This is a genomic window from Abiotrophia sp. HMSC24B09 (genome assembly GCF_001815865.1).
Lineage (GTDB): Bacteria > Bacillota > Bacilli > Lactobacillales > Aerococcaceae > Abiotrophia.
The window spans coordinates 96092-122204 of the sequence record NZ_KV822214.1; the positions used below are offsets into that span (position 1 = coordinate 96092).

General features: G+C 47.4%; 28 protein-coding genes, 1 tRNA gene and 2 other annotated features. Of the genes, 14 read left to right on the top strand and 15 right to left on the bottom strand.

All coding sequences use genetic code 11. The features are described from left to right. Window position 1 precedes the first annotated feature (1 nt). The 7 genes from citE to HMPREF3093_RS09155 are packed head-to-tail and all read right to left on the bottom strand — an operon-like array spanning window position 2 to window position 4305. Window positions 2-889 carry a citrate (pro-3S)-lyase subunit beta gene (gene citE, locus HMPREF3093_RS09130; protein WP_070756742.1) on the bottom strand — a complete coding sequence of 296 codons (888 nt, stop codon included), beginning with the start codon at window positions 887-889 and terminating at the stop codon, window positions 2-4. Next, the gene (gene citD, locus HMPREF3093_RS09135; protein WP_070756744.1) at window positions 877-1185 is read right to left on the bottom strand and encodes a citrate lyase acyl carrier protein; all 309 of its coding nucleotides are present in this window, start codon (window positions 1183-1185) and stop codon (window positions 877-879) included. Before citD ends, citE begins: the two co-directional genes overlap by 13 nt. A 2-nt stretch (window positions 1186-1187) precedes the next feature. Next, window positions 1188-2222: a [citrate (pro-3S)-lyase] ligase gene (gene citC / locus HMPREF3093_RS09140; RefSeq protein ID WP_070756746.1), complete on the bottom strand. Its 1035-nt coding sequence runs from the start codon at window positions 2220-2222 to the stop codon at window positions 1188-1190. 6 nt (window positions 2223-2228) lie between these two features. Further along, complete coding sequence (locus HMPREF3093_RS09640) at window positions 2229-2360, bottom strand: OadG-related small transporter subunit (RefSeq protein ID WP_023391554.1); 132 nt, start codon at window positions 2358-2360, stop codon at window positions 2229-2231. An 18-nt stretch (window positions 2361-2378) separates the two neighbouring features. Further along, entirely contained in the window at window positions 2379-3503 is a 1125-nt protein-coding gene (locus HMPREF3093_RS09145) for a sodium ion-translocating decarboxylase subunit beta (RefSeq protein ID WP_070756748.1), read from the bottom strand. Window positions 3504-3527: 24 nt separating this feature from the next. Next, window positions 3528-3938 (bottom strand): acetyl-CoA carboxylase biotin carboxyl carrier protein subunit, encoded by a 411-nt coding sequence (locus HMPREF3093_RS09150; RefSeq protein ID WP_023391556.1) that lies wholly within the window; start codon window positions 3936-3938, stop codon window positions 3528-3530. 34 nt (window positions 3939-3972) lie between these two features. Beyond that, window positions 3973-4305: a hypothetical protein gene (locus tag HMPREF3093_RS09155; RefSeq protein WP_070756750.1), complete on the bottom strand. Its 333-nt coding sequence runs from the start codon at window positions 4303-4305 to the stop codon at window positions 3973-3975. A 349-nt stretch (window positions 4306-4654) separates the two neighbouring features. Here HMPREF3093_RS09155 and HMPREF3093_RS09160 point away from each other — a divergent pair, with 349 nt between their 5' ends. Beyond that, entirely contained in the window at window positions 4655-6037 is a 1383-nt protein-coding gene (locus HMPREF3093_RS09160; protein ID WP_035364078.1) for a CitMHS family transporter, read from the top strand. Window positions 6038-6185: 148 nt separating this feature from the next. Here the strand turns inward: HMPREF3093_RS09160 and HMPREF3093_RS09165 are convergent, their stop codons facing one another. Continuing rightward, entirely contained in the window at window positions 6186-7097 is a 912-nt protein-coding gene (locus HMPREF3093_RS09165; protein WP_070756752.1) for a DUF2268 domain-containing putative Zn-dependent protease, read from the bottom strand. A 104-nt stretch (window positions 7098-7201) separates the two neighbouring features. Here HMPREF3093_RS09165 and HMPREF3093_RS09170 point away from each other — a divergent pair, with 104 nt between their 5' ends. The 8 genes from HMPREF3093_RS09170 (at window position 7202) to HMPREF3093_RS09205 (ending at window position 14920) form a co-directional block, all read left to right on the top strand. Beyond that, window positions 7202-7945 carry a MerR family transcriptional regulator gene (locus tag HMPREF3093_RS09170; protein ID WP_023391560.1) on the top strand — a complete coding sequence of 248 codons (744 nt, stop codon included), beginning with the start codon at window positions 7202-7204 and terminating at the stop codon, window positions 7943-7945. Window positions 7946-8032: 87 nt separating this feature from the next. Continuing rightward, window positions 8033-8728, top strand: coding sequence for a GntR family transcriptional regulator (locus tag HMPREF3093_RS09175; protein WP_035364081.1), 696 nt, complete (start codon window positions 8033-8035; stop codon window positions 8726-8728). Continuing rightward, window positions 8721-9563 (top strand): triphosphoribosyl-dephospho-CoA synthase CitG, encoded by an 843-nt coding sequence (citG, locus tag HMPREF3093_RS09180; RefSeq protein WP_070756754.1) that lies wholly within the window; start codon window positions 8721-8723, stop codon window positions 9561-9563. Before HMPREF3093_RS09175 ends, citG begins: the two co-directional genes overlap by 8 nt. Window positions 9564-9742: 179 nt before the next feature. Beyond that, window positions 9743-10093 (top strand): MerR family transcriptional regulator, encoded by a 351-nt coding sequence (locus tag HMPREF3093_RS09185; RefSeq protein WP_070756756.1) that lies wholly within the window; start codon window positions 9743-9745, stop codon window positions 10091-10093. A gap of 43 nt (window positions 10094-10136) precedes the next feature. Then, window positions 10137-11483 (top strand): type I glutamate--ammonia ligase, encoded by a 1347-nt coding sequence (glnA, locus tag HMPREF3093_RS09190; RefSeq protein ID WP_070756758.1) that lies wholly within the window; start codon window positions 10137-10139, stop codon window positions 11481-11483. 218 nt (window positions 11484-11701) lie between these two features. Next, window positions 11702-12658, top strand: a complete 957-nt coding sequence (locus tag HMPREF3093_RS09195) for a C39 family peptidase (RefSeq protein ID WP_070756760.1) — start codon at window positions 11702-11704, stop codon at window positions 12656-12658. A 60-nt stretch (window positions 12659-12718) separates the two neighbouring features. Next, window positions 12719-13615 (top strand): cation diffusion facilitator family transporter, encoded by an 897-nt coding sequence (locus tag HMPREF3093_RS09200; RefSeq protein ID WP_070756762.1) that lies wholly within the window; start codon window positions 12719-12721, stop codon window positions 13613-13615. Window positions 13616-13627: 12 nt separating this feature from the next. Next, window positions 13628-14920: an adenylosuccinate synthase gene (locus tag HMPREF3093_RS09205; RefSeq protein WP_070756764.1), complete on the top strand. Its 1293-nt coding sequence runs from the start codon at window positions 13628-13630 to the stop codon at window positions 14918-14920. Window positions 14921-14967: 47 nt separating this feature from the next. On the opposite strand, the gene HMPREF3093_RS09210 is transcribed toward HMPREF3093_RS09205, so the two are convergent. Beyond that, window positions 14968-16014: an alpha/beta hydrolase gene (locus HMPREF3093_RS09210; RefSeq protein WP_180363307.1), complete on the bottom strand. Its 1047-nt coding sequence runs from the start codon at window positions 16012-16014 to the stop codon at window positions 14968-14970. A 172-nt stretch (window positions 16015-16186) separates the two neighbouring features. Here HMPREF3093_RS09210 and HMPREF3093_RS09215 point away from each other — a divergent pair, with 172 nt between their 5' ends. Next, window positions 16187-17191, top strand: coding sequence for a biotin--[acetyl-CoA-carboxylase] ligase (locus HMPREF3093_RS09215; protein WP_070756766.1), 1005 nt, complete (start codon window positions 16187-16189; stop codon window positions 17189-17191). Between the two features lie 46 nt (window positions 17192-17237). Here the strand turns inward: HMPREF3093_RS09215 and HMPREF3093_RS09220 are convergent, their stop codons facing one another. From HMPREF3093_RS09220 to HMPREF3093_RS09240, 5 genes are all read right to left on the bottom strand, one after another. Then, the gene (locus tag HMPREF3093_RS09220; protein WP_070756768.1) at window positions 17238-18077 is read right to left on the bottom strand and encodes a MetQ/NlpA family ABC transporter substrate-binding protein; all 840 of its coding nucleotides are present in this window, start codon (window positions 18075-18077) and stop codon (window positions 17238-17240) included. Between the two features lie 17 nt (window positions 18078-18094). Continuing rightward, window positions 18095-19300 (bottom strand): M20 family metallopeptidase, encoded by a 1206-nt coding sequence (locus HMPREF3093_RS09225; protein WP_070756770.1) that lies wholly within the window; start codon window positions 19298-19300, stop codon window positions 18095-18097. A gap of 26 nt (window positions 19301-19326) precedes the next feature. Next, complete coding sequence (locus HMPREF3093_RS09230) at window positions 19327-20163, bottom strand: MetQ/NlpA family ABC transporter substrate-binding protein (RefSeq protein ID WP_023391572.1); 837 nt, start codon at window positions 20161-20163, stop codon at window positions 19327-19329. A 29-nt stretch (window positions 20164-20192) separates the two neighbouring features. Beyond that, entirely contained in the window at window positions 20193-20849 is a 657-nt protein-coding gene (locus HMPREF3093_RS09235) for a methionine ABC transporter permease (protein WP_070756789.1), read from the bottom strand. A 77-nt stretch (window positions 20850-20926) separates the two neighbouring features. Next, a complete protein-coding gene (locus tag HMPREF3093_RS09240; RefSeq protein WP_070756772.1) occupies window positions 20927-22102 on the bottom strand; it encodes a methionine ABC transporter ATP-binding protein in 1176 nt (391 codons plus the stop codon). A gap of 70 nt (window positions 22103-22172) precedes the next feature. Beyond that, window positions 22173-22412, bottom strand: a binding site (T-box leader). 41 nt (window positions 22413-22453) lie between these two features. Further along, window positions 22454-22690: a binding site (T-box leader), on the bottom strand. 183 nt (window positions 22691-22873) lie between these two features. On the opposite strand from HMPREF3093_RS09240, the gene HMPREF3093_RS09245 reads away from it, so the two are divergent. The 4 genes from HMPREF3093_RS09245 to mscL all read left to right on the top strand — a co-directional run bounded on the left by HMPREF3093_RS09245 (window position 22874) and on the right by mscL (window position 25885). Continuing rightward, window positions 22874-24040 carry an aminotransferase class I/II-fold pyridoxal phosphate-dependent enzyme gene (locus HMPREF3093_RS09245; protein WP_070756774.1) on the top strand — a complete coding sequence of 389 codons (1167 nt, stop codon included), beginning with the start codon at window positions 22874-22876 and terminating at the stop codon, window positions 24038-24040. Between the two features lie 18 nt (window positions 24041-24058). Beyond that, the gene (locus tag HMPREF3093_RS09250; RefSeq protein WP_070756776.1) at window positions 24059-24229 is read left to right on the top strand and encodes a 2-hydroxymuconate tautomerase; all 171 of its coding nucleotides are present in this window, start codon (window positions 24059-24061) and stop codon (window positions 24227-24229) included. Between the two features lie 64 nt (window positions 24230-24293). Then, a complete protein-coding gene (locus HMPREF3093_RS09255; RefSeq protein WP_070756778.1) occupies window positions 24294-25424 on the top strand; it encodes an NAD(P)/FAD-dependent oxidoreductase in 1131 nt (376 codons plus the stop codon). A gap of 74 nt (window positions 25425-25498) precedes the next feature. Then, window positions 25499-25885 carry a large conductance mechanosensitive channel protein MscL gene (mscL, locus tag HMPREF3093_RS09260; RefSeq protein WP_257244590.1) on the top strand — a complete coding sequence of 129 codons (387 nt, stop codon included), beginning with the start codon at window positions 25499-25501 and terminating at the stop codon, window positions 25883-25885. A gap of 112 nt (window positions 25886-25997) precedes the next feature. On the opposite strand, the gene HMPREF3093_RS09265 is transcribed toward mscL, so the two are convergent. Continuing rightward, a tRNA-Thr gene (locus HMPREF3093_RS09265) sits at window positions 25998-26070 on the bottom strand. Between the last annotated feature and the right edge of the window lie 43 nt (window positions 26071-26113).

Sequence of the window (26113 nt, forward strand, 5' to 3'; positions counted from 1 at the left end):
CTTAAATTTCCTCCTCGCTAATGAGTCCCGCTGCTTTGGCTAGGGCAATGACCCGCTCAGCGCGTTCCACGATTGGCTTGTCGACCATTTTCCCTTTGACTGAGATGACGCCAGAGCCTTTAGCTTCAGCTTCACGAATGGCCCAGATAATTTCCTTAGATTGTTGGATTTCCTTCTCAGTTGGGGCATATACTTCATTAACCACTGGAATTTGGCGTGGGTTGATGACCGATTTACCATCGAAACCTAATTGTTTGATGCGGGCTACTTCCTCACGGAAGCCGTCCATGTTGTCTACGTTAGAGTAGACAGTGTCGATTGCGGCGATCCCTGCGGCACGCGCTGCATGTAAAATCATGCTACGTGCGAAGAAGAGTTCTTGACCATCAGGGTAACGGCGAGTCTTCATGTTGGTCACATAGTCTTCCGCCCCTAAGGCAATCCCAATCAGACGGTCAGATGCCTTAGCAATCTCACGAGCATTTAGTACCCCTTCAGCGGATTCGATGGCCGCCATCATCTTAGTGCGACCGACTGGAATATTATTTTCCTGCTCGACACGGGTAATAATAGCATCGACATCCACGATATCTTGGGCGTTTTCGGTCTTAGGCAAACGTACCACGTCAACCCCAGCTAAGACTACCGCTTCGATATCTAAAGCACCGGTAGTGTCCAGACCATTAATCCGCACAACGGTTTCGACATTGCTGTAGTCAAAGGTTTTGAGGGCGAAGTGCACCAAGGTGCGGGCAGAGTCTTTTTCCTTGAGGGAGACTGCATCTTCTAGGTCAAACATAATAGAGTCAGCCCCGTATAGTGGCGCATCACGTAACATGGCCGCATTAGCACCAGGGACAAACATCATTGTTCTTCTTAAGCGTTCCATGAGTCAATCTCCTTCCAGTTGTATTCTGATAAGTCAGCAGCACGGTGGGCCACCGTAATGGTCCGGGCTTGGATGGTACAATCTAAGGCACCCTTGTCAACCGCTACTACTTGGGCTGATTGAATGCCTAGGCGGGTCAAGGTGTCTTCAATGACACGACGAATTTGCGCCCCAAATTGTTTTTCGACTGAACTTTCTAATTGAATGTCAATGCGTCCAGCATCACTCGGATTCAAGGTAATCATAATGTCGCTTGATTCCAAGGTGCCAACAACTGCACTTTTTTTAATTTCCATCTTTATTCCACCTTTTCTCTCTGGGCATCTTGGCCCAGTAAGTCTTGTGACTGTATGTAATGATAGGTTGACTGTGGGACTAGGTTAACCCAGTCAGCTAGCTTCCCTGCTTGAATCGCTGCCCGTACGCGGGTCGCACTAATAACCTGGCCGTCCTTTTCTAGACGGGGGATAATCTTTAGGTCTAGGTCCTGGCCGAAGGCATGGGCCAAGGCCTGATTGTAGACTTGGGTGACCGGCGATAGGGGTTCTTCCCCTACAAAGCGAATGGCAATCTCTAGACTAGGCGCAATGAACTGCTTGAAGACTTGCGCATCAAGTTCTGCCTGGACCTGAGCCACTGCCAAATCCGCCCTTTCCTTAAGGAAGTAGGAGGGAAAGGTAGCCTGCGAGACCATATAATCTCGGCTAGGCAGGACGGTAACATTGGCCAAATCTGCCACCCCGGCTTGGACCATTTTGAAGCGATCTTGCGCGCTAAAATAGGACCGATCTTCGGATACCACGAAGATATAGAGGTGGTCACAGGCAGACAAAGCCTGTTCTACCAAATAGCGATGACCTAGGGTAAAGGGATTGGCATTCATGACGATGGCCCCATTTTGGGAACGGTCCACCTTATGCTGAGCTAAGTAGCTCAGATAGTCCTGAAAGGACGGAAAGCCCTGCTCCATAAAGAGCAAGGCTTCGGTTTGCGCCAGAAGCCGAAAGCCCAAGGCCTTAAAGTAAGGAAGATTCTTTGGTTTAGTATAGACGAAGCGATTGGTCAAGCCTTCCTGGTCCAAACGTTCCAAGAGGGCCATAACCACTTGCGTCAGCAAGTTTTCTGACTGATAGGCGGCGCAAACCACCAAACACTTGAGAATCTTGCCGTCCAAGGACCCAGTCGCTGCCAAGCGTGCCCCATCATAAATGCCGATTGTATAATCGACCCTTTCCTGGTCACTCAGCTTGGCGGCCTGCATTAAAGCCTGCCAATCTTTCAAGGCTTGCGGGTCACGGTCCAACCAGAGGCGTCTGGTCACATAGCCGTCCATTTTGTCTTAGTCCTTTTCTACTGGGAAGTACTTGATGAGGAGTTCAGATGCCCCGTATAAGATACCGAGAACTAAGAAGACCCCACCCATCCCAATCAGCATGAGTTCAAGAGCTTGTCGTAAGTTATCTAAATTCATAAGTTTTACCTCGCAATCTTAGTGGATGAAGTAAGACAACAAGAGCCCGCCGGCAATAACGGAGGCAATTTGCCCAGAAACGTTAGCCCCTACAGCATACATCAAGATGAAGTTTTGAGGGTCTTCTTCTGTTGCCATCTTTTGAATCACACGGCTTGACATTGGGAAGGCAGAAATACCAGCCGCCCCAATCATTGGGTTGATCTTGTCCTTGCGGAAGAGGTTCAAGATTTTGGCAAAGATAACGCCCCCAATAGAGTCCATGATGAAGGCTACCAAACCGAACAAGATAATCATCAAGGTTTGGACATTCAAGAAGAGGCTAGCTTGCATTTTAACCGAAATGGTAATCCCTAAGAGGATTGACACAATGTTAACCAACTCGTTTTGAGCGGTTGCAGATAAGCTATCTAAGACGCCACACTCACGTAATAAGTTCCCGAACATGAGGAAACCTACCAATGGTAAGGCGATTGGCGCGATAAAACCAGCCACGATGGTGATAACGATTGGGAAGAGGATTTTAGTCATCTTAGATACGCCTTCAGCATGGTAAGTCATGCGGATCTTGCGTTCTTCCTTGGTTGTTACTAACTTAATAGCAACTGGTTGAATGATTGGAACTAAAGCCATGTAGGAGTAGGCTGCAACCGTGATGGCCCCTAAGAGATGAGGTGCCAATTGGTTGGCTACGAAGATAGAAGTAGGACCGTCTGCCGCACCGATAATCCCGATAGAAGCTGCTTCACGAATGTCAAAGCCTGCTAACACTGCGACTACGACGACGAAGAAGATCCCAAATTGGGCTGCCGCACCGAAGAGCAACATGAAAGGATTTTGAAGTAATGGACCGAAGTCAATCATAGCACCAATCCCAATGAAGATAAGTAGAGGGAAAAGTTCAGTTTCAATCCCGGCACGGAAGAGAATGTCTAAGACCCCGTGTTGAGTTACGTTACCGACGGTTTGGTCTAGGACCCCTGAACCTGGGAAGTTAACCAGAATCGTCCCTAAGCCCATTGGTACCAGCAAGGTTGGTTCGTATTCCTTCTTAATCCCTAGATACATGAGCAGGCCACCAATGACCATCATGAAAACTTGACCAATGTTAATGGTCGTAATACCTTGAATTAATGTTTCCACTGTCTGTCTCCTTTACTGACTATATTAGTTGATGGTGATAAGAGCATCACCTGGATTAACTACTTGGCCGTTAGCCACATGAATCCCTGATACCACCCCTGCTTTAGATGCTACAATTTCATTTTCCATCTTCATGGCTTCTAAGATCATTAATGGTTGGTTCTCAGCCACTGTGTCCCCAACGTTAACTAAGATGCGGAGAATAGTTCCTGGCATTGGGGATGGCATGGCATCTGCTCCGGCTGGTGCTACAGAAACTGGTGCGGCTGGCGCTGGGCTTGCTTCTGCTGCAGGTTCGCTAGCTGGTGCAGCTGGGGCTGGAGCAGGAGCCACTGGTGCTGGTGCAACTGGAGCAGCTGGCGCTACGGCCCCAATTTCTTCCATTTCTACCAAGTACTCTTTGCCGTCAACTTTGATTTTGAATTTGCGTAACATATTGTATAATTCCTCCTAAATAAATCCATAAACCTTATGTGCGTTTTTGATAAATGTGCTTGACCGCCCATTGGCTGTCAGGGGCGTCCCCAGCCGCAATGGCTGACGCAATCACCGATACAGTGGTCGCTTCGGGGTTGCGTTTTAAGACGCGCTTGACCACAAATTGACTGTCGGGATAATTGGCCGCTGCTAGAGCAGAAGCAATCACGCTGACTTCTAGCGCCTCTTCTGAGTCGGCCGCCACATAGGCTGCCACTGGCTCCCATTCTGCCTCAAAAGCAGCTTGCTGAGCTTGCGCTTGTGCTTGACTCTCTGCTTCTTCAGCGCGGCGTCGGCCGCCAAATAATCGTCTGAGTAGTTCCATTTCTTCACTCCCTTCCAGATTAATCTACTACTTGTATTATACCCTAAACTAGCGCTTACACTAGTCAAATACTGTTCTTTTTGTGTTCTATTAGGCCAAGATTTTGATTTAGTCTTCCTATTTAAGCAAGGCGTCTTTTTTGGCTATACAAATTTCCTGAGCCCTTGTTTTTTAAGTGTTCTTTTTAGCTAAAGCCCTTTCTTTTTGTCTAAACATTCGCTATGATACAGGCATAAAGTAAACGCGTTCATTTCATGGAATGGACGTGTCGGGTCTGGGTCAGAAGGTTTTAGCGACTTTTGGCCCCTGCCCACGCTATTATTATTTTAATTTCAGAAAGGAAGATATGATGTTACTCACAGTCTTTGCTTATGCAATGATGGTTGTCTTCATGTATGTCATCATGAAGAAGAAAATGTCACCATTCACTGCCCTAGTACTCATTCCGCTTGCTTTTGCGCTGGTAGCAGTCTTAACCGGCGTGGTCCAAGATGTCAACATCGGGACACTCGTTCGCCAAGGTCTCTTTGGCAACAACTCCAAGGATAAACTTACTGCAATGAAAGGGACGGCTGAAACCGGGGTTATGCTCCTCTTCGCTATCCTCTACTTCTCCCTCATGTTAGATTCCGGTCTCTTCGACCCAATCACTAACAAAATGATTCGCTACGCTAAAGGCGATCCAATGAAAGTCCTCGTGGCTACTGCTATTGTTGCGGCCGCTGTTTCCATGAACGGTGACGGAACAACCACTACTTTGATTTGCTGCTCGGCCTTCGTGCCAATCTACAAGAAACTCGACATGAAACTCATGAACTTGGGTGTCTTAGTTATCTTGCAAAACACCATCATGAACCTCTTACCATGGGGTGGTCCAACCGCTCGTGCCATGTCCGTCTTGGGCGTTGAAGCCGACATCTTGGGTTACTTAGCACCAGGGATGGTTCTCTCTATTCTCTACGTTATCTTCTTCGTTGCCCGTGGTATGGGTAAAAAAGAACGCGCTCGTTTAGGTATCAAGGAATTAACCGACGCTGAACTGGATGAATTGACTACTATTTCTGATCCTGAAGTCTTGGCTATCCGCCGTCCTCAAAACTTCTGGATTAACGCCGTTATGACCCTCGTCCTAGTTGGTTGGTTAGTAGCTGGCTCCTTCATCGACGCTATCGAAGTTAAGCCTGTTGTCCTCTTCTTAATCGGGACTGGCTTAGCCATGATGATTAACTACCCAGACCTCAAGACTCAATCCAAACGTATTGGTGAAAACGCTGGGGATGCGGTACAAGTGGTCCTCCTCGTCTTCGGGGCAGGGGTCTTCATGGGTCTCTTCCAAGGGACAGGTATGGCCAAGGCCTTGACCGACAGCATCGTCCATATTATTCCACAACAATTAGCAGGCTTCTGGAGCTTGATTATTGCCCTCATCTCCGTACCAGGGACCTTCTTCTTAACCAACGATGGTTTCTACTACGGGGTGCTGATTCCATTCGCAGAAATCGGTCGTCAATATGGCTTCACCGATATGCAAATGGCCTTGGCTTCTCTCATGGGGCAAGCCTTCCACCTCTTGAGCCCACTGGTTGCCTTCATCTACCTCTTGCTCCGCTTAACTGGCTTGGACATGGGCGAATGGCAACGTGAATCTGCTAAGTACGCTGCAGTGGTCTTCGTTATCTTCGTGGTTACCATCGTCTTAATGGGCCACATGCCACTCTACTTAGCACAATAATACTTAAGACAAAAAGAGCTAGGACTAAGTCCTAGCTCTCTTTTTTGTGTCCCTATTCAACTTGTGCTAACTTATGCACGTAAATTCTCTAACTCAGACCCTATCTATCAATAGATAGATTGATAGATAGGCTAGCAAGATTACTTGGCTAGAGTTGGGAAGTTGGCTGCTCCCAGAATTCTGGTACCTGAGCTAAGATCTCATCAGCTGTCTTCAAGCTAGCTTCTTCAATGCTCACACCCGTCTTCTTAAGGTAGTAGCGCACCAAGTGATAGCCGCAGCTATAGCCTGCTGCATAGGGCAGACCGACAGGGCGCCCCCCTTGCACTTGGGTCAATTCATCCCCGTAGAGATAAGGAGCGGCCCCATAGAGGTTAGAGATATCAAGATTAGCCTTGATTTTGGGCTTGATAAGACTGTCTAAGGTCGTCAAATCGGTCTTGGTCACCCAAGGACCTAGATAGTCGGGACCATAGAGTTTTAACACGAAATTCTCAGCCAAGCCTTCTGCCACCATAAGCTCCTTCAGAGCTCCTTGTTGCCAATCCACAAATTGGTAGCGCACATTATGGTTACATTCATGGGCCAAGGCCGCTGGCAAACGTCGCAAGGTCTCTTGGCTTGGTACCAAGGACAAGAAGATGTAGCCCGGAATCCCACCTTCACCCAGATAATTATCATTGAGGCGCATAACAGGACTCTCCGCCTTGCCTAGCAAGATCGCTAAGACATATTCTTTACATGGCGGATGGATTCCTGCCTGCTCGAAACTGTCAATGGCCAGATGGAAAGCTTTTTCGAGCCCCTGATAAACTGAATCGTCTAGTGCTTCAATATCAGCGCTATGCTCAGGCCTTAAGTTAAAGGGTGTTAAATTGGCCAAGCTCAAAATCTGCAGGGCATCCGCCCCCTGTCCAGCTTCTATACTTAAACCCTGGCGGGCAAATTTCCCCCGGAAAGGCGCTAAAACTTCCTTCCTGAATAAGGCTTCGCCCTGCTCTGGGGATAAGGTCAAGACTTGTCGATAGACTTGATCTGTACGAATGATGTTTAAGTTCATCCTAATTCCTCCTTTTTCTCTATTAGTCTACACCTTAACCTTACGTTAGGGTCAAGCCCTATGTTATACTAAATACTAGATTTTACTAAAAAGGAGGAGCAGGCATGATTTATCGGGTCAAAGAAGCTGCCCAACTAGCTGGAGTTTCCCCTCGTACACTCCACCACTATGATGCTATTGGCCTCTTACCAGCTAAGAAAGAGGCCAATGGCTACCGCTATTACCAAGAAGAAGATTTGGAGCGTCTCCAGCTCATCCTCTACTATAAATACTTAGGTCTTTCACTAGAGGACATTGGCAAGTTGCTAGAGGCCAATAGCACTAATTTCCTCCAACTTCTGGAGCAACAGCTGACTCAACTGCAATCAGAGCGCCAACGTTTAGACACCTTAATTGAAACCTTAACGGCTAGCATCCAAGCTAAAAAAGCAGGCCAGTCCCTATCACCACAAGCGCAATTTCGCGGTTTTAGCTATCCAGATATGCTGCCCTATGTCAGCCAAGCGCGACAAGATTACGGCCTAGACGTCATGATTGAGGCTGAAAAACGCCAAGAGGGGCAGAAAATAGAGGTCGCCGAGAAATTCAATGCAGTCTTTCGCCAATGGGCTCAGCATTTTGAGGCCGGACTTTCAATCGAGTCGGAGCCTGTCCAAAGCTTATGTCAAGAACTCTACCATCTCCTCAATACCTATGCCTTTGACTGCTCCCTGACCGTCTTTGGCTACATTGGGCAAAACTATCAAAACAATCCTGATTTTCGCCACAATCTCAATCGCTTTGCTCCCGATTTAGCAGCATTCGTCAGTCAAGCTATCCAATATTTTGTCCGCCACGCTAAATCCTGAGGGTCCTAACAAGGCCTTGGCTTGGCTAAAGTCCCTATTTTTAGGTATAATGGACCTAATGACATCAAAAAGAAAAGGAGAATCCCTATGTCTGCGATTATCGAGGCGGTCAAACGCAACTTAGATATTACTCAGAATAAACCCCTCAAAATCTCGCTCTACGAAGCCTTTCGTAAGACGATTATCCTGGGGCAAATCCCGGCTGGTACGCGGATCAATGAGAAGGAATTCTCTACAGCCCTTAACATTAGTCGGACACCCATCCGCTATGCCCTAACAGAATTGACCAAGGAACTCTTAGTGGAGCATATTCCTAAGATTGGCATTATTGTCAAAGGCATTAGCATCAAGGACGCCCTAGAAATCTACGATATCCGCAAGGCCCTAGACACCTTAGCTACCATTAAGGCTATGACCTTGATGACACCCGAAGACTTCCAAGAACTTCAAGCTATCCTAGAAGAGTGCGAGCAACTCAACCAAGCCAACCGCGTGGATGAGGTCCTGGCTAACTTCACCAAATTCAATGACTTCATCTATGCCAAGAGCCAGATGACCCGTTTGCGGGATATCGTCTCTGAGCTGCGGACCTATGTCATTTATTTCCGCGACTTGTCCATTCGCTCCTCCCAACGCCGAAGCGCAGCCCTAGAGGAACACTGGCTGATATACCGCGGCATGTGCAACCACGACATTGATCAGATTACCCTCATTACCCACGAACATCTGGATCGGTCCTTGCGCTTCATCCTCAAGCAAATGGAGAAACTCCACATTGACTAATAAGACGCTCTCTTCTGATTATCTGGCAGACCTAGCCTGCCAGGCCCTGACTTTTGAAGTTCAACTGGCGCCTAAACCTGGCCTGGTGGATCCCTGGTCCAATGGCGCCCACCAGGATATGACGCCCCAAACCTTCGCTGCTAGTATCGAAGCCTTACGGCCTTATTTTAAGGGCTATGTCCAGTTAGGCCAAACACATGCGGGGGCGCCTGATCAGCTCTTCCAAGCCCTACGCCAGCTAGGGCAAGACGCCGAAGCCGCCATGTTAGCTGCGACCGCTGGTGTCAACACCCACAAGGGGGCCAATTTTTCCTTCGCCCTCTTATTAGGTGCCTTGGGCGCCTGCCGGGGCGACCTGGAAGCTAGCTGGTCTTTGATTAAGGCCATGACCCAGCATCTCGTGACTCAAGATTTTGCCCATTTGGCCCAAAAAACCTCCCTCTCTTATGGTGAACGACTTTACTTGGAACATGGCATCACCGGGGTCCGGGGCGAAGCAGCAGCAGGCTATCCGGTCTTACGCCAAGGCTTGCTACCCTTTGTCTATCAGCGTCAAGACCTGGATCAGCGCCAGCTTTGGTTACAGGCTCTGGTCTATTTAATGGCCACGGTCCAAGATGGCAACCTCCTCCACCGGGGTGGTTTGTCAGCCTTGGCCCAAATCCAAGACGAAATGAATCGACTCTTAGACCAGCTACCTGACTTATCCTTGACCCAACTCGAAGAGCGGCTCATGGCCTATGACCAGGTCCTCATAGAAGGCAACCTCAGCCCCGGCGGTAGTGCCGATTTCTTGGCTCTAGGCTATTTCTGCACCTTGCTACCATCCGCTTAATCTTCGCTCGCTAAGTAGTCCAACTTGGCGAGTTTTTTTCTTTGGTCTAAAAGCTTATTAGGGCTTTGGCTTGCAGAATCCGAACGTTTGTCATATTATCTAACATAAGAGGTCAGGAAGCAGTTGACCCCTTATTTGACTTTCCCTATAATCATAAACAATAAAAGAAGGTGACAACTATGGCAGCCAAAGAATTCCGCAAATCTCTCGCCGTATTTCCCATCGGGACCGTCATGACCCTAACAGGCTTGACTGCCCGGCAAATTCGGCATTACGAAGATTTCGGTCTGGTAGTGCCCGGCAGAAGCTCGACCAACCGCCGTCTCTACTCCCTCAACGATGTAGATCGGCTCTTGGAAATTAGTGATCTGCTCGAGGAAGGCATGACCCTGAAGGGCATCAAACGCCGCTTCGAGTCAGAAGCCGAGCGCCCTCATATGGGGCAACCTACTACCAGTCAGCCCCTGACTGACCAAGATGTCCGTCGGATTTTATGGGATGAGTTAGACATCCAAGGTCGATTTCGCTAAGTCTGGCTAGACTGACTAGCCTACTATCAAAAGGAGGATTTCCATGCCAACCACTCAATGGACCAAAGAAAGTATCTTACTAGACGCCAAGGAACGCAATGTCCGCTATGTTCGGCTCATGTTCACCGATATTACCGGGACCATCAAAAACGTCGAAGTCCCTGTCTCCCAACTAGAGAAAGCCTTAGACAACAAAATGATGTTCGACGGTTCTTCAATTGAAGGCTTCGTCCGGATTGAAGAGAGCGACATGTACTTAGTACCTGACTACAACACTTGGCTAGTCTTCAACTGGAAGGAAGGCGCTGGCGACACCAAGATTGCCCGCTTAATCTGTGACGTCAACAGCGTGGATGGTCTGCCTTTCCAAGGTGACCCTCGTAGCAACCTCAAGCGCATTCTCAAACGCATGGAAAACCTTGGCTTCACATCCTTCAACATTGGGCCAGAGCCAGAATTCTTCCTCTTCAAGTTAGATGAAAAAGGCCAACCAACCATGCAACTCAACGACAACGGTGGCTACTTTGACTTGGCGCCTAACGACTTGGCCGAAAACTGCCGTCGTGATATTGTCTTGGAACTAGAAGCTCTTGGCTTTGAAATTGAGGCCAGCCACCATGAGGTAGGCCCTGGCCAGCACGAAATCGACTGGAAATATGCAGATGCCCTTCGGTCAGCTGACAATATCCAAACCTTCAAACTCATTGTTAAATCCGTGGCCCGTCGCCACAACTTGCACGCGACCTTCATGCCTAAGCCAATCTTCGGCATTGCCGGGAGCGGGATGCACTGTAACATGTCCCTCTTTAACGAATCAGGTAATGCCTTCTACGATCCTGACACAGAAGACCAACTCTCCCAAACCGCCCTCTACTTTATCGGTGGCTTGCTCAAGTATGCTCGTGCCTACACGGCTATCTGTAACCCACTCGTTAACTCCTACAAGCGGCTGGTACCTGGCTACGAGGCCCCTGTCTACGTAGCTTGGTCTGGTCAAAACCGTTCACCGCTTATCCGGATTCCGGCAGCTCGAGGTAACTCTACTCGGATTGAAGCGCGGAGTGTAGACCCAGCGGCTAACCCTTACTTGGCTCTGTCTGTCCTCTTGGCAGCCGGCCTCAAGGGGATCGAAGATAAGATTATGCCACCTTCTGCTGTTGACCGTAATATCTACACCATGACCCGCGAAGAGCGTCTCACTGAAGGGGTAGAAGACCTACCAGGTTCCTTGCGTGCAGCCCTCAAAGAGCTCAAGAAAGAACCTGTCATTTTGGAAGCCTTGGGTGACCACATCGCACAGAACTTTATCGCTGAGAAGACTGCCGAATACTTCGCTTATCAAAAGCAAGTCACCCAATGGGAACTAGAACAATACTTCAAAAACTATTAATCAACAAGTTAGAGGCTGGTGTAACACCCAGCCTCTCTTTATTAAGTCTCTGTAACAGGCAACCAGATTAGGTGCTTTATGTTCCAGGTTTTGATACAATAACTAAGGATTGTATCAGAGAAATTCTTTGATTTCTTGCCAGAAAATTCATATTTATCATATATTTCTCTGTTATACTTCTCTTATGATTGATTTACTAAACCAAAGGAGCTGGCCCTATGCGCAAACGTCGTAAAAATACGATTGCCGTTGTTACCTTCTTCTTGCTCTTGATTTGCGGGACGGCGATTGTCGTTTTCCTTAAGGAAAATACGCATCAGGCATCAAAATTGAATAACCAAGTGGCTGGCCAAGAACATATTGCTCAGGTCCCAAGTAGTGAAGTGACCTCTACCTCTAGCACACCTGAGTCATCTAGTGAGTCAGAATCGGCGCCTTTCAACACGGTTCCACTGCAACTATCGGATGATTCCCTAGTTCACAGCCTATCCAAGGACGAGCTCTCTGAAGTCTTGCAAGATATCCAAAACCAAGACTATCAGAACGACTTACTTAATGCCCAGTCTGACATCGTGGCTGCCATCAACAAGCACCGCCAAAATATCAGCGAGCTAGGCTATCTCTTCCTGCCGCAAAAACCAGCCGAAGTTAGCCAGTTGCAGAACGTCAAACAACTGGACATTCCGCTCTATCTGCAGAAAGACCCTAAATGGCGGACCCTCCAATACGGGACAGATACTACTCGCCAATTAGGTGAGAATGGCTGTGCTATCCTATCCTTGGCTATGATTCATGCCTACTATAATCCGCAAGCTACGGTGACACCGCAGACCATTCTGGATTGGAGCAAGGACCATTACTATGTCCACAACCAAGGAACTTCTTGGAATATTTTCTATGACTTCGCTCAATCCTTCAATTATCAGTTCACCAATTTTGGTAATAACTTTGAAGAAGCAATGCAGGCTGTCAACCAAGGGCAAGCCATTGTCGCAACGGTTAAACCAGGCCTCTTCACCGAAACTGGCCACATCCTTGTCATTCGTGGCTACCAAGATGGCCAAGTCTATGTCAACGACCCTAATGATGATCCAAGCAAAATGTTCAGCATCAAGGCTATTCCAGCACAAACCATGATGGAAGAAGGGGTCAACTATTGGGCCTTATCCAAATAAGCATCATTTCAGGAGCTAAGGCTCCTGATTTTTTGGCATTATCTCGCGGAGGAAAATTCTATGCAAACTAGCGACAGACAAAACCAGCAACTCAAGACGGCGGCCCGCGGGGCCCTAGTCGGTATAATAGTCTACCTGATTATTTCGAGCCTCAAGTTAGGCGCTGCTTATTTCTTCCATTCGGCCTCCCTCAGAGCCGATGGTCTTAACAACTTAACGGACATCATCTCATCGATTTTGATTTTTATTGGCCTTCGAATTGCCCGCAAACCAGCAGATGAAGATCATTATTTTGGTCACTCCAAATTTGAACCCTTGGCCAGCTTCGCCACCTCCCTCATCATGTTTACGGTCGGCCTAGAAGTCATCAAATCTTCAGCAGAACGCTTTATAGCCCAGGATTATCCGACACCCGACCTCCAAGCTCTTTGGGTGGGGCTTGCTGCCAGCGTCATTTTGCTCGTCACCCAGCGCTACATCCATCATTTAGCCCAGCAAACTCAGAGCATGGGGCTCAAGGCCAGTGCCAAGGACCTCTTCAGTGACTTCTTAACGACACTTGCCACCATGGTGGCCATTGCCGCTTCTAGCCTAGGACTAGCCTGGCTGGATATCCTGACGGCTCTTGTAATTGGTGGCATTATCCTCCACACCGCCTATACTATTTTCAAAGATTCGACCTTTGAATTATCAGATGGTTTTGACCAAGAGGAACTAGAAGCCTATCGCGCAATCGTCCTCAAACACCCTCAAATCCGTGCTGTGCCGCAGATTCGCGCTCGTCTCTGTGGCCAGTATGTCCACGTGGATATCACCGTTTTAATTGATGGTCATCTTTCAGTTATTCAATCTCATCACATAACAGAGGAAATCGAACAGATTTTAGCGTATAATTATAATGTGTATGATGTCGATGTCCATGTCGAACCATATTTCCAAACCAATCTCAATCAGTAAAGGGGTATGTTTATGTCATCAGTTGTTGTTGTAGGCACTCAATGGGGCGATGAAGGTAAAGGGAAAATTACCGACTTCCTAAGCGAGAATGCCGAAGTCATCGCACGCTACCAAGGTGGCGACAATGCCGGTCACACCATTCAGTTTGGCGGCAAGACCTTCAAGTTACACCTCATTCCTTCCGGGATTTTCTCCCCTGACAAAATCAGCGTCATTGGCAATGGCGTCGTCGTTAACCCTAAGTCTATCGTAGAAGAACTTGCCTACCTACATGGCGAAGGTGTCTCAACCGATAATCTTCGTATCTCCTCACGTGCCCATGTTATCTTGCCTTACCATATTGTCTTGGACAAGCTCCAAGAAGCCTCTAAAGGCGATAACAAGATTGGGACTACTAACAAAGGGATTGGCCCAGCCTATATGGATAAATCTGCTCGGGTTGGGATTCGGATTGCCGACTTATTAGACCGTGAAATATTTGAAGAACGCCTACGGACTAACTTGGCAGAGAAGAACCTCTTTATTGAACGCGTCTATGGCGCAGATCCCCTACGTTTTGAAGATATTTTTGAAGAGTACTATCAATACGGTCAAGAAATTAAACAATACGTGACTGATACCTCCGTTATCTTGAACGATGCCTTGGATCAAGGCAAGCGCGTCCTCTTCGAAGGAGCTCAAGGGGTCATGTTGGACATCGACCAAGGGACCTATCCTTTCGTTACTTCCTCTAACCCCGTCTCTGGTGGGGTCACCATCGGAAGTGGGGTTGGCCCAACTCGCATCAATCGTGTTGTCGGCGTCTGCAAGGCCTATACCTCTCGTGTCGGCGATGGCCCATTCCCTACTGAACTCTTCGATGAAATTGGTCACCAAATTCGCGAAGTTGGCCGTGAATACGGGACAACTACTGGTCGCCCTCGCCGGGTGGGTTGGTTTGACTCTGTTGTCATGCGTCATTCTCGCCGAGTATCAGGCATTACCAATCTCTCCCTTAACTCCATCGACGTTCTGACTGGCTTAGAGACCATTAAGATTTGTACTGCTTATAAGACACCAGATGGTCAAGTGATTGAGTACTATCCAGCTAGCCTCAAGTTGCTCAAATCTTGCACACCTGTCTATGAAGAATTACCAGGTTGGACTGAAGACATTACTTCTTGTCGTCGTTTGGAAGACCTACCTTTGAATGCCCAAAACTATGTCCGTCGTATTAGCGAATTAGTGGGGGCTAAAATCGCCACCTTGTCTGTAGGTCCAGACCGCGAACAAACCATGATCTTAGAAAGCGTATGGCGCAGCTAAACGATAAAAATCCCCGTCTATCTGATGACAGACGGGGATTTTTGTGCTTATGACTCTTTTTGTGGGGCAAAATACTGAGTGACAGCTTCCTTGTAAGCTGCTAACCAATCTGCCATAGTCTGACGCGTCAAGGCGCAATCGAAAGCCTCATAGCCATGATAGGCACCCGGATAGACGCGGTACTTGGCCGCTACACCCGCAGCTTGCAGTCGCTTCATATAGTCGAGGGTTTCATCCAAGAAGGGATCTAAATCTCCCACATGTGTATAGGCAGGTGGCATACCCCTTAAGTCTAATGCCCGATAGGGTGCCGCGTAGATGGGCACCTCCTCAGATCCATAGAGGTCTCCTAGATAGAGCTGCCAGCCCGCTCTATTTTTGATTTCGTTCCAAATCATTTCCCGATTGCCCTTCATCGATTCTGTCGATAGACAGTCATCAATCATTGGATAAATAGGCATATGAAAAGCCACCTGCACCTGATTTTGGTCTCTAGCATAGAGAACCGTAGCAATGGTAAGACCACCACCAGCACTAGGTCCTCCCACAAAGAGTTGGTCAGGATTGACGCCTAAGTCGGCCGCTTCTTCCTTGAGCCAAACTAGGCTAGCGTAGGCATCTTCTAAGGCTGCCGGATAGGGCTCCTGAGCGGACAGCCTATAATCAGGAGCTACGACCACCGTATTGGTCTCTAGCACAAATTGCCGGATGAAGGGTAATTCCAAGCGTGGGTGCCCCAGGGCGTAGCCACCTCCATGAAGCCACAATAATCCCGTGGCTTGAGCTTGTTTCTTCTTAGAGCGATAGATAAGGGCACTTAAATTAGGATTCTGACTACTGGGAATCTTCACTTCTTCGATGACGAGGTCCGGATCCTGAGGCAAGGGCACTCGGAAGGTCGTAAGGCCTGTCTGATTATAAGCCTTTAAGTCCTCTGGCTTTTTGAAGTCAACTAAGATATCCGTCATCCACCCTCGAAAGCGTAAATCCGAATTGACCTGAGGGTAGCGCCAAGCTAGATAGTGGCGAATTCCTGGCAATCCCAGTTGATGTCGCCCACCTAACAGGGGCACTAGCTTCTTCATAAGATTCATGGAAAAGACTCTCCTTATTTTATCCTTCATAATGGGAAGCATGACTTGCTCGCCTTCCCCTCTCAAATTCATTATAGGTCTAGCTAGCTCTATTTTCAACTAGCTAGGCAGGAATTGACCCCGGACCAGACATTTGCTAGACTTAGATTATCGAAGATGAGGAGGTCACATGATGTCGACACAAGATGAAATTTTGGCAGTTTTACTAGAACAAGATGGTCAGCCCATTTCTGGCCAAGCCTTGGCGGATCAATTAGGCTTGTCTCGGACAGCTGTCTGGAAAGCTGTGGAGAGCTTACGCCAACAAGGCTATCAAATTGCTAGTCTAAGCAAGAAGGGCTATCTGCTAGAGAAAGTCAGTCATACCCTAGATGCCCAACAAATCAAGCGCGACTTGGATGCCCCTTTTGAATCGCTACATGTGGCCCTCTATGATAGTGTCACCTCAACCAATGACCTAGCCAAACAATTCGCCATACAATCACCTGGCCAAGCTGGCCTCTTCATCGCCCGTAAACAAACCCAAGGACGAGGCCGCTCAGGTCGCCATTTCCATTCCGATATTGCCTCAGGTCTCTATCTATCTGTCGTCTTCCAACCCCAAGTAACAGATTTAGAAGAAGTACCCCAATACACCCTGCTAGCTGCCAGTGCCATGGTTGCCGCTCTGGAAGCAGCCAGTGGACAAAGGCTGCGTATCAAATGGGTTAATGACCTCTTCTGTCGTGGTCGTAAAATTGGCGGAATCCTGACAGAAGCGACGACCGATATTGAAAGTCGTAGCCTATCCTCGATCATTATTGGTATCGGCCTCAACTTAAGTGGCGACTTCAGTCAAGCGGAAGCCTCAACTCAGTCTGTTGCAGGAACCCTCTTTGGACAAGAAATGCCGGCCGACTTCAATCCCAACCAAGTCATCCACGACTTCCTTAAGCAGTTGGCTTATTATATCCGTACCCTCTCTGACAAAACCTACCTAGCACACTACGAAGAACACCTACTGGGCGTCGGGCGACAAGTCAGCTACCAGCAAGCAGGACAAGAATATACAGGTATCATTCAAGGAATCACCGACCAGGGCCACCTCTTGGTTCAAGACCCTCACGGTCAAATCCGTACCCTCTTCAGCCAAGAGGTTCATTTTTCTAGTCAACAATTTGCTGATGACCTCGACTAAAGTAAAATCCCGCATCATAAGATGCGGGATTTTTTAATCATTTAGATTACCACATTGGGATCTTAGAATTCTTGCTTAATTCTTCAATCTTCTTAGCAATTTCGTCTGATTGGAAGATTTCTACGACTTTCTTGTAGAGTTTGTTGTCTTTTTCAGACTCTTTAACGGCGATGATGTTCTTGTACTCATCTTTCAGTTTTGCTTTGTCAGTCGCATCAACGAAGAGAGCGTCTTTGACGGTTAAATTAGCATCTGCTGCGTAGTTCCCGTTGATAACCGCTGCATCCACGTCTTTCAAGCTGCGTGCTGTTTGAGAAGCGTCCACTTCTTCGAACTTGATGTTCTTTTCGTTCTTGGTTACGTCGCTAACGCTAGCTAAAATACCTTTAGCATCATCTACTTCAATCAAACCTGCTAATTCTAAGGTCAAGAGGGCACGACCTTGGTTGGTCACATCGTTAGGAATAGCGATTTTTGCCCCATCTTTAGCTTTTAACTCATCCAAAGATTTTACTTTTTCAGAGTAAATACCTTGAGGTTCTACGTAAGTGAAGCCAATATTTACAACTTTCCCCTTGTTAGCCTTGTTCCATTCTTCCAAGAAGATAATGTGTTGGAAAGCGTTGAGGTCTAATGAACCGTCTTCTACTGCTGCGTTTGGTAAGTTGTAATCTGAGAAGTTGGTAATTTCGATTTCGATACCTTCATCTTTTTTCGCTTTTTCTGCTACAGCTTGCCAGAGTTCCTTGTCAGCTTCACCGACAACCCCAACCTTTACTTTTTGGCCTTCAAATTCTTTGGCCGCTTGTGCAGTTGGGAAGCTAGCCCCAAACACTAAACCTGCTGCGAGGGCTAAAGCCCCTAATTTTTTAACAAACTTTTTCATATTACATGACTCCTTTATTAATTATTATTTGTTTGTGTCAATGATTGATGCTGGGCCTTAATGGCCGCTAGTTTTTCCGGATCCAATAGTAGCGCTAAGGCCGTATTAGCCAACAAGTTGGCTGCCACCGCTATGGAAGCATAACCCTTAGGGCTACCTGCTGCGGCTTTAAACTCCTCGGAATGGCCTGGAATTGGGCTGTCACTAATGGAAACCGTAGGTTGAATGGTAGGCACGACTTGAGAGACATTGCCGACATCAGAAGAACCTAGCGAATTACGCTCGCTTCTTTCGATTTCGGACTCATCAATGCCATAGTCAGCGACTTCTTGGAAGAAGAGTTGGTCGAAGAGTGGCGTTGGTACCACATCGTCCACCCAGTTCTGGAAGAGACCAAACTTGTAGTCGCATCCCGTTGCTAGCGCCGCTCCTTTAACAATGTTTTCTACCTTTTGGTAGACACTTTCCAAGGTCTTGCGCTCAGCAGCTCTGAGGTAGAAGCGACCTGACGCATATTCCGGAATGACATTGGCAGCCTGCCCGCCATTGGTGATAATACCGTGAATATTGACATCCTTGGTCAGATTTAAGCGTAAAGCATTAATGGAATTGAAAACTTGAATCAAAGCCTCCAAGGCGTTAATGCCCGCTTCCGGTGCCCCCGCTGCATGCGAAGCCCGACCAAAAAATTCAATGTCCACTGGCGCATTAGCCAAGAGCCGTAAGGTTGGCGCAAATTTGTGGGCTGGATGGGCACAAAGGGCGGCATCGACATCTTGGAAGAAACCTGCCTTGACATAGGAACCTTTGGCAGAGCCGTTCTCTCCACCTTCTTCTCCAGGTGTTCCGTATACTCGGATCTCACCACCTAGGTCATCGATGACGGCTTTGAGTGCTACGGCTGCTAAAAGTGAGTAATTACCGAAGAGGTTATGCCCACAAGCATGGCCAATACCTGGCAAGGCATCATATTCAGCTAGGAAGGCCAAGACAGGACCAGGCTTACTTGCCCGGTAGACCCCGACAAAGCCAGTCTCATGACCTGCAATGTTCTGGGTGACTTCGAAACCTTCTTGTCGTAATTGCTTAGCCAGTAAATCAGAAGCAAAGTATTCTGTGTTGCAGACCTCAGGCCGCTCATAAATGGCCTTGGCATGGTCTTGGTAAGTGGCTAATTTTTCCGCCACAACTGCGCGAATTCTATCTTTGTAGGCCTGGGTCATTGGCCCACCTCCTTTTATTTCAAGGCTTATTTAGTACCGAAAGTTTCCCAAGCTGGTAAGAGTGAACCTTTAGAAACTTCTTCGATAACCTTCTTAGTATCTTCTGTTTGGTAAGCTTCTACAATTTTCTTGTACGTTGCATTTTCTGCGTCTTTCTTACGTGCCACGATAATGTTCACGTAAGGTTTTGAGCTTTTATCAACTGGCTCTAAGTAGATGGCATCTTTGGATGGAGTGTAACCTGCATCGACTGCTACCCCTGAGTTAATGATGGAAGCCGTCACGTCATCTAAAGCACGAGCAGTTTGGGAAGCATCTAACTCTTGAATCTTAAGGTTAAGCTTGTTTTCTTTGATGTCAGAAACCGTTGGTTTGTAACCTTTTGCTTCGTCTACTTTGATTAAGCCTGCTGTTTGCAAGAGGCGTAAGGCACGACCGCCGTTCGTTGGGTCAGAAGGGATTGCCACAGTGTCGCCTTCTTTCAAGTCTTTAATATCCTTTATTTTCTTAGAGTAAACCCCTAATGGTGCGTTAACGGTATTCCCAATAGAAACTAATTCTTGATCCTTATGCTCTTGTAGGTAGCTATCCAAGAAAATTTGGTGTTGGAAAGCGTTGAGGTCAATTGAGCCGTCAGCCAAAGCCGCGTTTGGTTGGCTGTATTCTGTGAACTTAACATATTCAAGCTCGATGCCGTCTTTGGCCAAGCGTTCTTTAACGTTGTCCCAAACTCGGGTGTCGTCACCGACTAAACCAAGTTTAACTTTTTCTGCTGCTTGTGCAGAAGTGACCGGTGCTAGGGCGCTAATCCCTAAGCTAACTGGGGTGATAATTGCAGCAAGTGTTTTAATCCATTTTTTCATTGAGTGTTCCTCCTAAAATTGTAAGTTGATTAGTGGGTGACGCGCTTTTCAATGCGTCGAGCAATAAATTGAGTGATGAAGACCAAGATTAAAATCAAGATGGTCGACATCAAGGTGACATCTGTCTGGAATCGGTTATAACCACGAGAGATAGCTAGGTTCCCTAGACCACCACCACCGACAGCACCTGCCATGGCGGTTAAACCAATCACGCTGATTAAGGTAAGGGCTGACGCGCGGACGATACCTGGCAAACCTTCTTTGAGATAAACGCGGAAGATAATGCCCCATGGGCTGGTCCCCATGGCTTGAGCGGCTTCCACAACCCCAGGATTGACTTCTAAGAGGGCGTTTTCGACCTGACGAGCGAAGAAGGGAATAACCCCTGCAATCAGTGGCACCAAGGCCGCCTTGGAACCAATTGTCGTACCCGCTAAGAAGCGCGTAGTTGTTGCTAAGAGGGCGACTAAGATAATAAAGGGAATGGACCGGAAAATATTGACCAGTTGATCTAGAATTCGGTAGAACCAACGGTTTTCCAGAATGCCTCCGTCGTGGGTGACAACCAGAACCACGCCAAGTAAAATCCCGAAGATACCAGACCAGAGAGCCGTCCAGAAGGTCATATAAAGGGTTTGTTGCGTGGCTTCTAAAAAGTCCTTAGGAATTTTAGCCACGTTTGGCATGATGGGCTCCAAACTAGCCCAAGCTTGGTTACTCCAAGTGCCAAGCTTATCTAAAAACTCTGCTAACCATGTTGCCATTAGTCTTTTGCACCTCCCTTATAGTCTTTGGCGCTGTGTGGACGCTTGAGGAACTTAAGGTTGACACCTTGTTCTTTGATGTAGGCGACGGCAGCTTCCTTATCGGCTTCTGCCCCTGCCAAGGTGACAATCAAATTCCCGATTGGCGTATTATCAATAATCTCGACATTACCATGCAAGATGTTGGCGGTGACATTGAAGAGACTATAGAGTGTCACAATCAATGGCTCATCGGTTTCATCGCCTAAGTAGGACAATTCTACTAACCATTCATCATCCTTAAGTTGAGAGAACTTAGGCTGGCTGAGAATGGTAGCTAAGGCCTGGTCTACATGGGTTGCGGTCCGAATGAAGTCGCGGGTTAGAGCTTGGGCTGGTTGGCTGAAGATTGGCACAACTGAGCCAGCTTCAATGACTTCCCCATTTTCCATTACGGCTACCTTATTACAGATTTCCTTGACTACTTGCATCTCGTGAGTAATCAAGACGATGGTCAAACCTAGCTTTTGGTTCAATTCCTTGAGCAAGTCTAAAATCTGCAAGGTTGTTTTGGGGTCGAGAGCACTGGTTGCTTCATCACAGAGTAGAATCTTAGGGTTGCTAGCTAAGGCCCGCGCAATCGCCACCCGCTGCTTTTGCCCGCCAGATAATTGGCTTGGATAAGCTTCTGCCTTGTCAGCAATCCCTACTAGTTCAAGTAAGTCTAGAACTTTTTGCCGACGTTCCTTGCGAACTTGAGACCAGAACTTGAACGGTGCGGTCAACTTCTCGCCGGCCTTTCCAGACCATTTCCAAAAGGCCAAGGCATGACCGACATGCTGGCCAAACTGGCGGAAATTGTCACCATCATACTGGAGTGGGAAAGCCACGTTATTGAAGACTGTCCGACTGTGCATGAGGTTGAAGTGTTGGAAAATCATGCCGATTTTCTTACGTTCCTCACGCAAACGTCGACCGGACAAACCCTGAAGTGCTACCTTACCAACGGTCACTTGCCCGCCTGTTGGGCGTTGCAAGAGGTTGATGACCCGGACCAGGGTGGATTTCCCGGCACCAGAGTAGCCGACGATTCCGTAAATATCGCCTTCTTCGATTGTCAAATCAACGTCTTTGACTGCTTGGACCTGGCGGTCCTTCTGTCTAAATGTGACAGAGATATTCTTTAATTCTATCACCTATAATTCCTCCTTATTTCAAGGCTCGTGGGTGGGTTAGAAAAAGCCCCCAAGGCGGCCTAGAGCCTACCTTGAGGGCGTCATGACGCGTTACCACCTCTTGTTCAGGCAATACTCACATATTGCCCCTTAGCGAGTATCCAGATTTGATACTCTTTGCTTTTAACGGTCGCACCGAGACTTGAATCAGCTTAAGCCATTCAAAATCTTCGCTCCATAGCCATTTTCATGTCGTTGCCTTGCTTCGTTCCACCACCCGAAGCTCTCTGTGAAGGCGAGGCGACCTTACTTACTATTTCATCGCATTATCTTATCTTAAAAAAAATAGCCCTCTCTACTAACTCGTGTTAGTAAAAGGACGATGTGATCGTGTTACCACCTTTTATTCAGAAGCCTAAGCTTCCCTCTACCCAGCTGGCCTTACAGCGTAACTGGTATTCCTGGTAACGGGGGAATGACCCGAACACACCTACCTATCGGCGTATTTATCTCCCAGACCATCTTCATAACCTATTCGATAGTACCTTTCACCTGCCGGTACCTCTCTTGAATCGCTAGTTTTACTACTCTTCTGTTCAACGATATTTCAGATATGCCTCTACTATACCCAGATTCCCGCTAAAAGTCAAGCCTTTTATGATAAAATTCTGATGAAGAGGTGAGTTCTTCTCATTTTTACATGGACTTTTTCCACCATGCTCTAGATTATGTCGGTCTATGTATGATAAACTAATAGATAGAAGTTAAGGAAGAAAGGGAAGTGCTCATCAGATGTCAACGCCACAAGTCAACCAAGGCCTGCTCGCCATTAAGCCGAGCCCTATCCGTAGTTTTAACGATCAAATCAGCAAAATCGAAGGCTTAATCCCCCTCACCATCGGGGAGCCAGACTTTCCAACACCCGATTTCATTAAGGAAGCCGCCATTGAGGCTATCCGCAAAGACCTGAACGGCTATACTCATTCGCGTGGCCTCTTAGACTTGCGCCAAGCTATCAGCGAGTTTCTAGAGCGTCACTATGAACTCCACTATAGTCCTGAAGAAGAAATCATCGTAACCGTGGGCGCGACTGAAGCTTTATTTGCCAGTCTGGTTGGCTTGCTTAACCCTGGCCAAAAAGTCATTGTACCTGCACCTAACTATGTTATCTACGAAACGCAAGTTCGTCTTGCTGGGGCAGAACTCGTGCGTCACGATGTCAGCCATAGTAACTTTAAGTTAGAAGCAGAAGAACTCAAGGCTCAGTTAGAAAGCCATCCTGAGATTAAGATTCTGCTCTTGAACCATCCTTGCAACCCTACCGGCGTTACCTATAGTCGAGAGGAGTTGGGGGCTCTAGCCAATGTAGCCCGCCAATATGACCTCATGATTGTTTCTGATGAAATTTATAGCGAACTTACCTATTCTGATAAACATGTTTCCATGGCGGAACTGGCTCCTGAGCGTACCATCCTAATTAACGGGACCTCTAAATTCTATGCCATGACTGGTTGGCGTTCTTGCTTTATCGCTGGACCTAAGGACTATCTGAGCCAAATCTTCAAGGTCCATCAAGCAACTGTCAATACACCACCTTCCGTCTCACAATATGGGTCTATTGCTGCCTATCACTCAGGTGATGATAGTATTCATGAGATGCGTCAAGCCTATGACCAACGCCGCCAATTCCTGATTGGCCGTTTCCGCGAGATTGGCTACCAAACCTTACTTCCTGAAGGCGCCTTTTACCTCTTCGTCAAAGTACCTGACTGGTTCCAAGGTGATGACTTCGCCTTCTGTCTGGCTTTGGCTCAAGAAGCTAAGGTGGGGGCAGTCCCTGGCCAGTCTTTTGGACCTGGCGGATCAGGTTACTTCCGTCTCAGCTATGCTGCCAGCCTAGAAAAATTGGCAGAAGCCATGAATCGAATTCAAGCCTTTACCCAAGAAAAGACTAAATAATCTTAAGGAGGAGCTTTTATGCCATTTATCCACGTTGAACTATTAGAAGGTCGTAGCCCTCAAGCCAAAGAAGCCATGGCCAAAGAAATTATTGAGGTCGTGTCCAAACATAGTGGGGCGCCTACCGAACGCATTCACGTTGTCTTTCAAGACATGAAGAAAGAAAACTATTTCCACAATCCTAAATAGACAGGTAGACTGGCTGAGGTAATTCCTCAGCCTTTACCATTAGCCAATTGAAGGAGGCACTAAGATGAAGAAGAATCTTGCAATTATTGGGGGCGGGATAGTCGGCGCGACAGCGGCCTATTATGCCCTCAAAGAAGGTCACACTGTCACCCTTTATGAAGATGGCACCGGCCAAGCAACCAAGGCGGCCGCAGGCATTATCTGCCCCTGGTTCACTTTACGCCGTAACAAACCTTGGTATTATCTGGTTTCTCAAGGGGCTGAGTTTTATCGGCGATTCATGGCGGATTTGACTGAAGATGGCTTAAATACCGATCCAATCTTCCAAGAGGTTGGCGCTTTACTAGTACGTAAAGATGAAAGCTCTCTAAGACGTGACCAGGAACGAGCACAAGAACGCCGACCCGCTTCACCTTCTATTGGAGAGGTTACCAGTTTGTCCGCTCAAGAGGCCATGGATAAATTTCCACTCCTAGAGACCCCTTATCCAGCAAGTTTTGTCTCTGGTGGGGCGCGACTGGATGGTGCGGCCTTGATTCAAGAACTTCATAGTTTGATTCCAAAACTAGGTGGTAAGTTGATTCATGGACAAGCCAAGCTTATGGCTGATTGTGATCAGCATGTTAGCGTCATAGGACCAGAGAAGGAAACAAAGCCCTATGATGCTATTCTGTTGGCCTGCGGTGCTTGGTTACCACACATTTTAGAGCCTCTTGGCTACGATGTTGCCATTAGCCCGCAAAAAGGACAACTCTTTAGCATCTACCAACCTGAATGGGAGGGAAATGCTTGGCCAGTTGTCATGCCTCCCGGTAAATTTGATATCATTCCTTTCCAAAATGGCGAGCTCGTCATTGGCGCGACGCATGAGAATGATCGGGGCTATGATTTGACCGTTGAAGACCAGCGATTGGCTGAACTTCAAGAACGTGCTAGCAGTCTCCTGCCTTTCTTATCGGACCAAGTGGCTTATCATAGGGTTAAAGTAGGCATACGTGCCTATACGCCAGATTATGCTGTTTTAGTAGGCCCAGTCCCAGAACTTGAATCTGTTTGGGCTGTCAGTGGCCTAGGCTCCTCTGGCTTAACGAGCGGCCCTTTTCTTGGTTATCAGTGGGTCAAGCATGTCAGCCAAGGCCATAGTGACTTGGATCAAAGCCTTTATCCCATTGACTCTTACATTAAAAAAGTCTAAAAATTATCCCTTTATCACTACACAAATTAGTCTAAACATGTTATGATTAGTAGATGAAAGGAGGGGAATTTCGAATGAAAAAAATCTTTGAAGAATTCCGTGGCTTTATTGCCAAAGACAATATCGTAACTTTAGCAGTTGCTGTGATCTTGGGGGGTGCCTTCTCAAGCATCGTAACTAGCTTAGTAAATGATATCTTCATGCCAATTATTGTTGCTGTAACTGGTCAAGCTACCGTTTCTGGCATCTCATTACGCATTGGGAATACTTACCTAGGTGTAGGTAACTTCTTACAAGCTGTTATTAACTTCGTTATCATTGGTTTCTTGTTATTCATGACTTTAAAGGCTTTAGGGAAGGCTCAAGGCAAAGACTTGATCAACCCGCCTGCGCCACCTGCAGGTCCAAGCGAGAAAGACTTATTACAAGACATCTTAAACGAATTGAAGAAAGAAAAATAAGACTTTCGCTTAGAGCTGTCTCGCAAGAGATGGCTCTTTTTCTATTGCCGAATATATCATATATGATATATCGGGCAAATAAAAAAGAAGTATCGTCAGATACTTCTTGATAAGCCACTTGCCGGGCTTGAACCGGCGACCTCATCCTTACCATGGATGCGCTCTACCTGCTGAGCTAAAGCGGCAATATAAAATTTTACTCCGCAAGTAGGGCTCGAACCTACGACA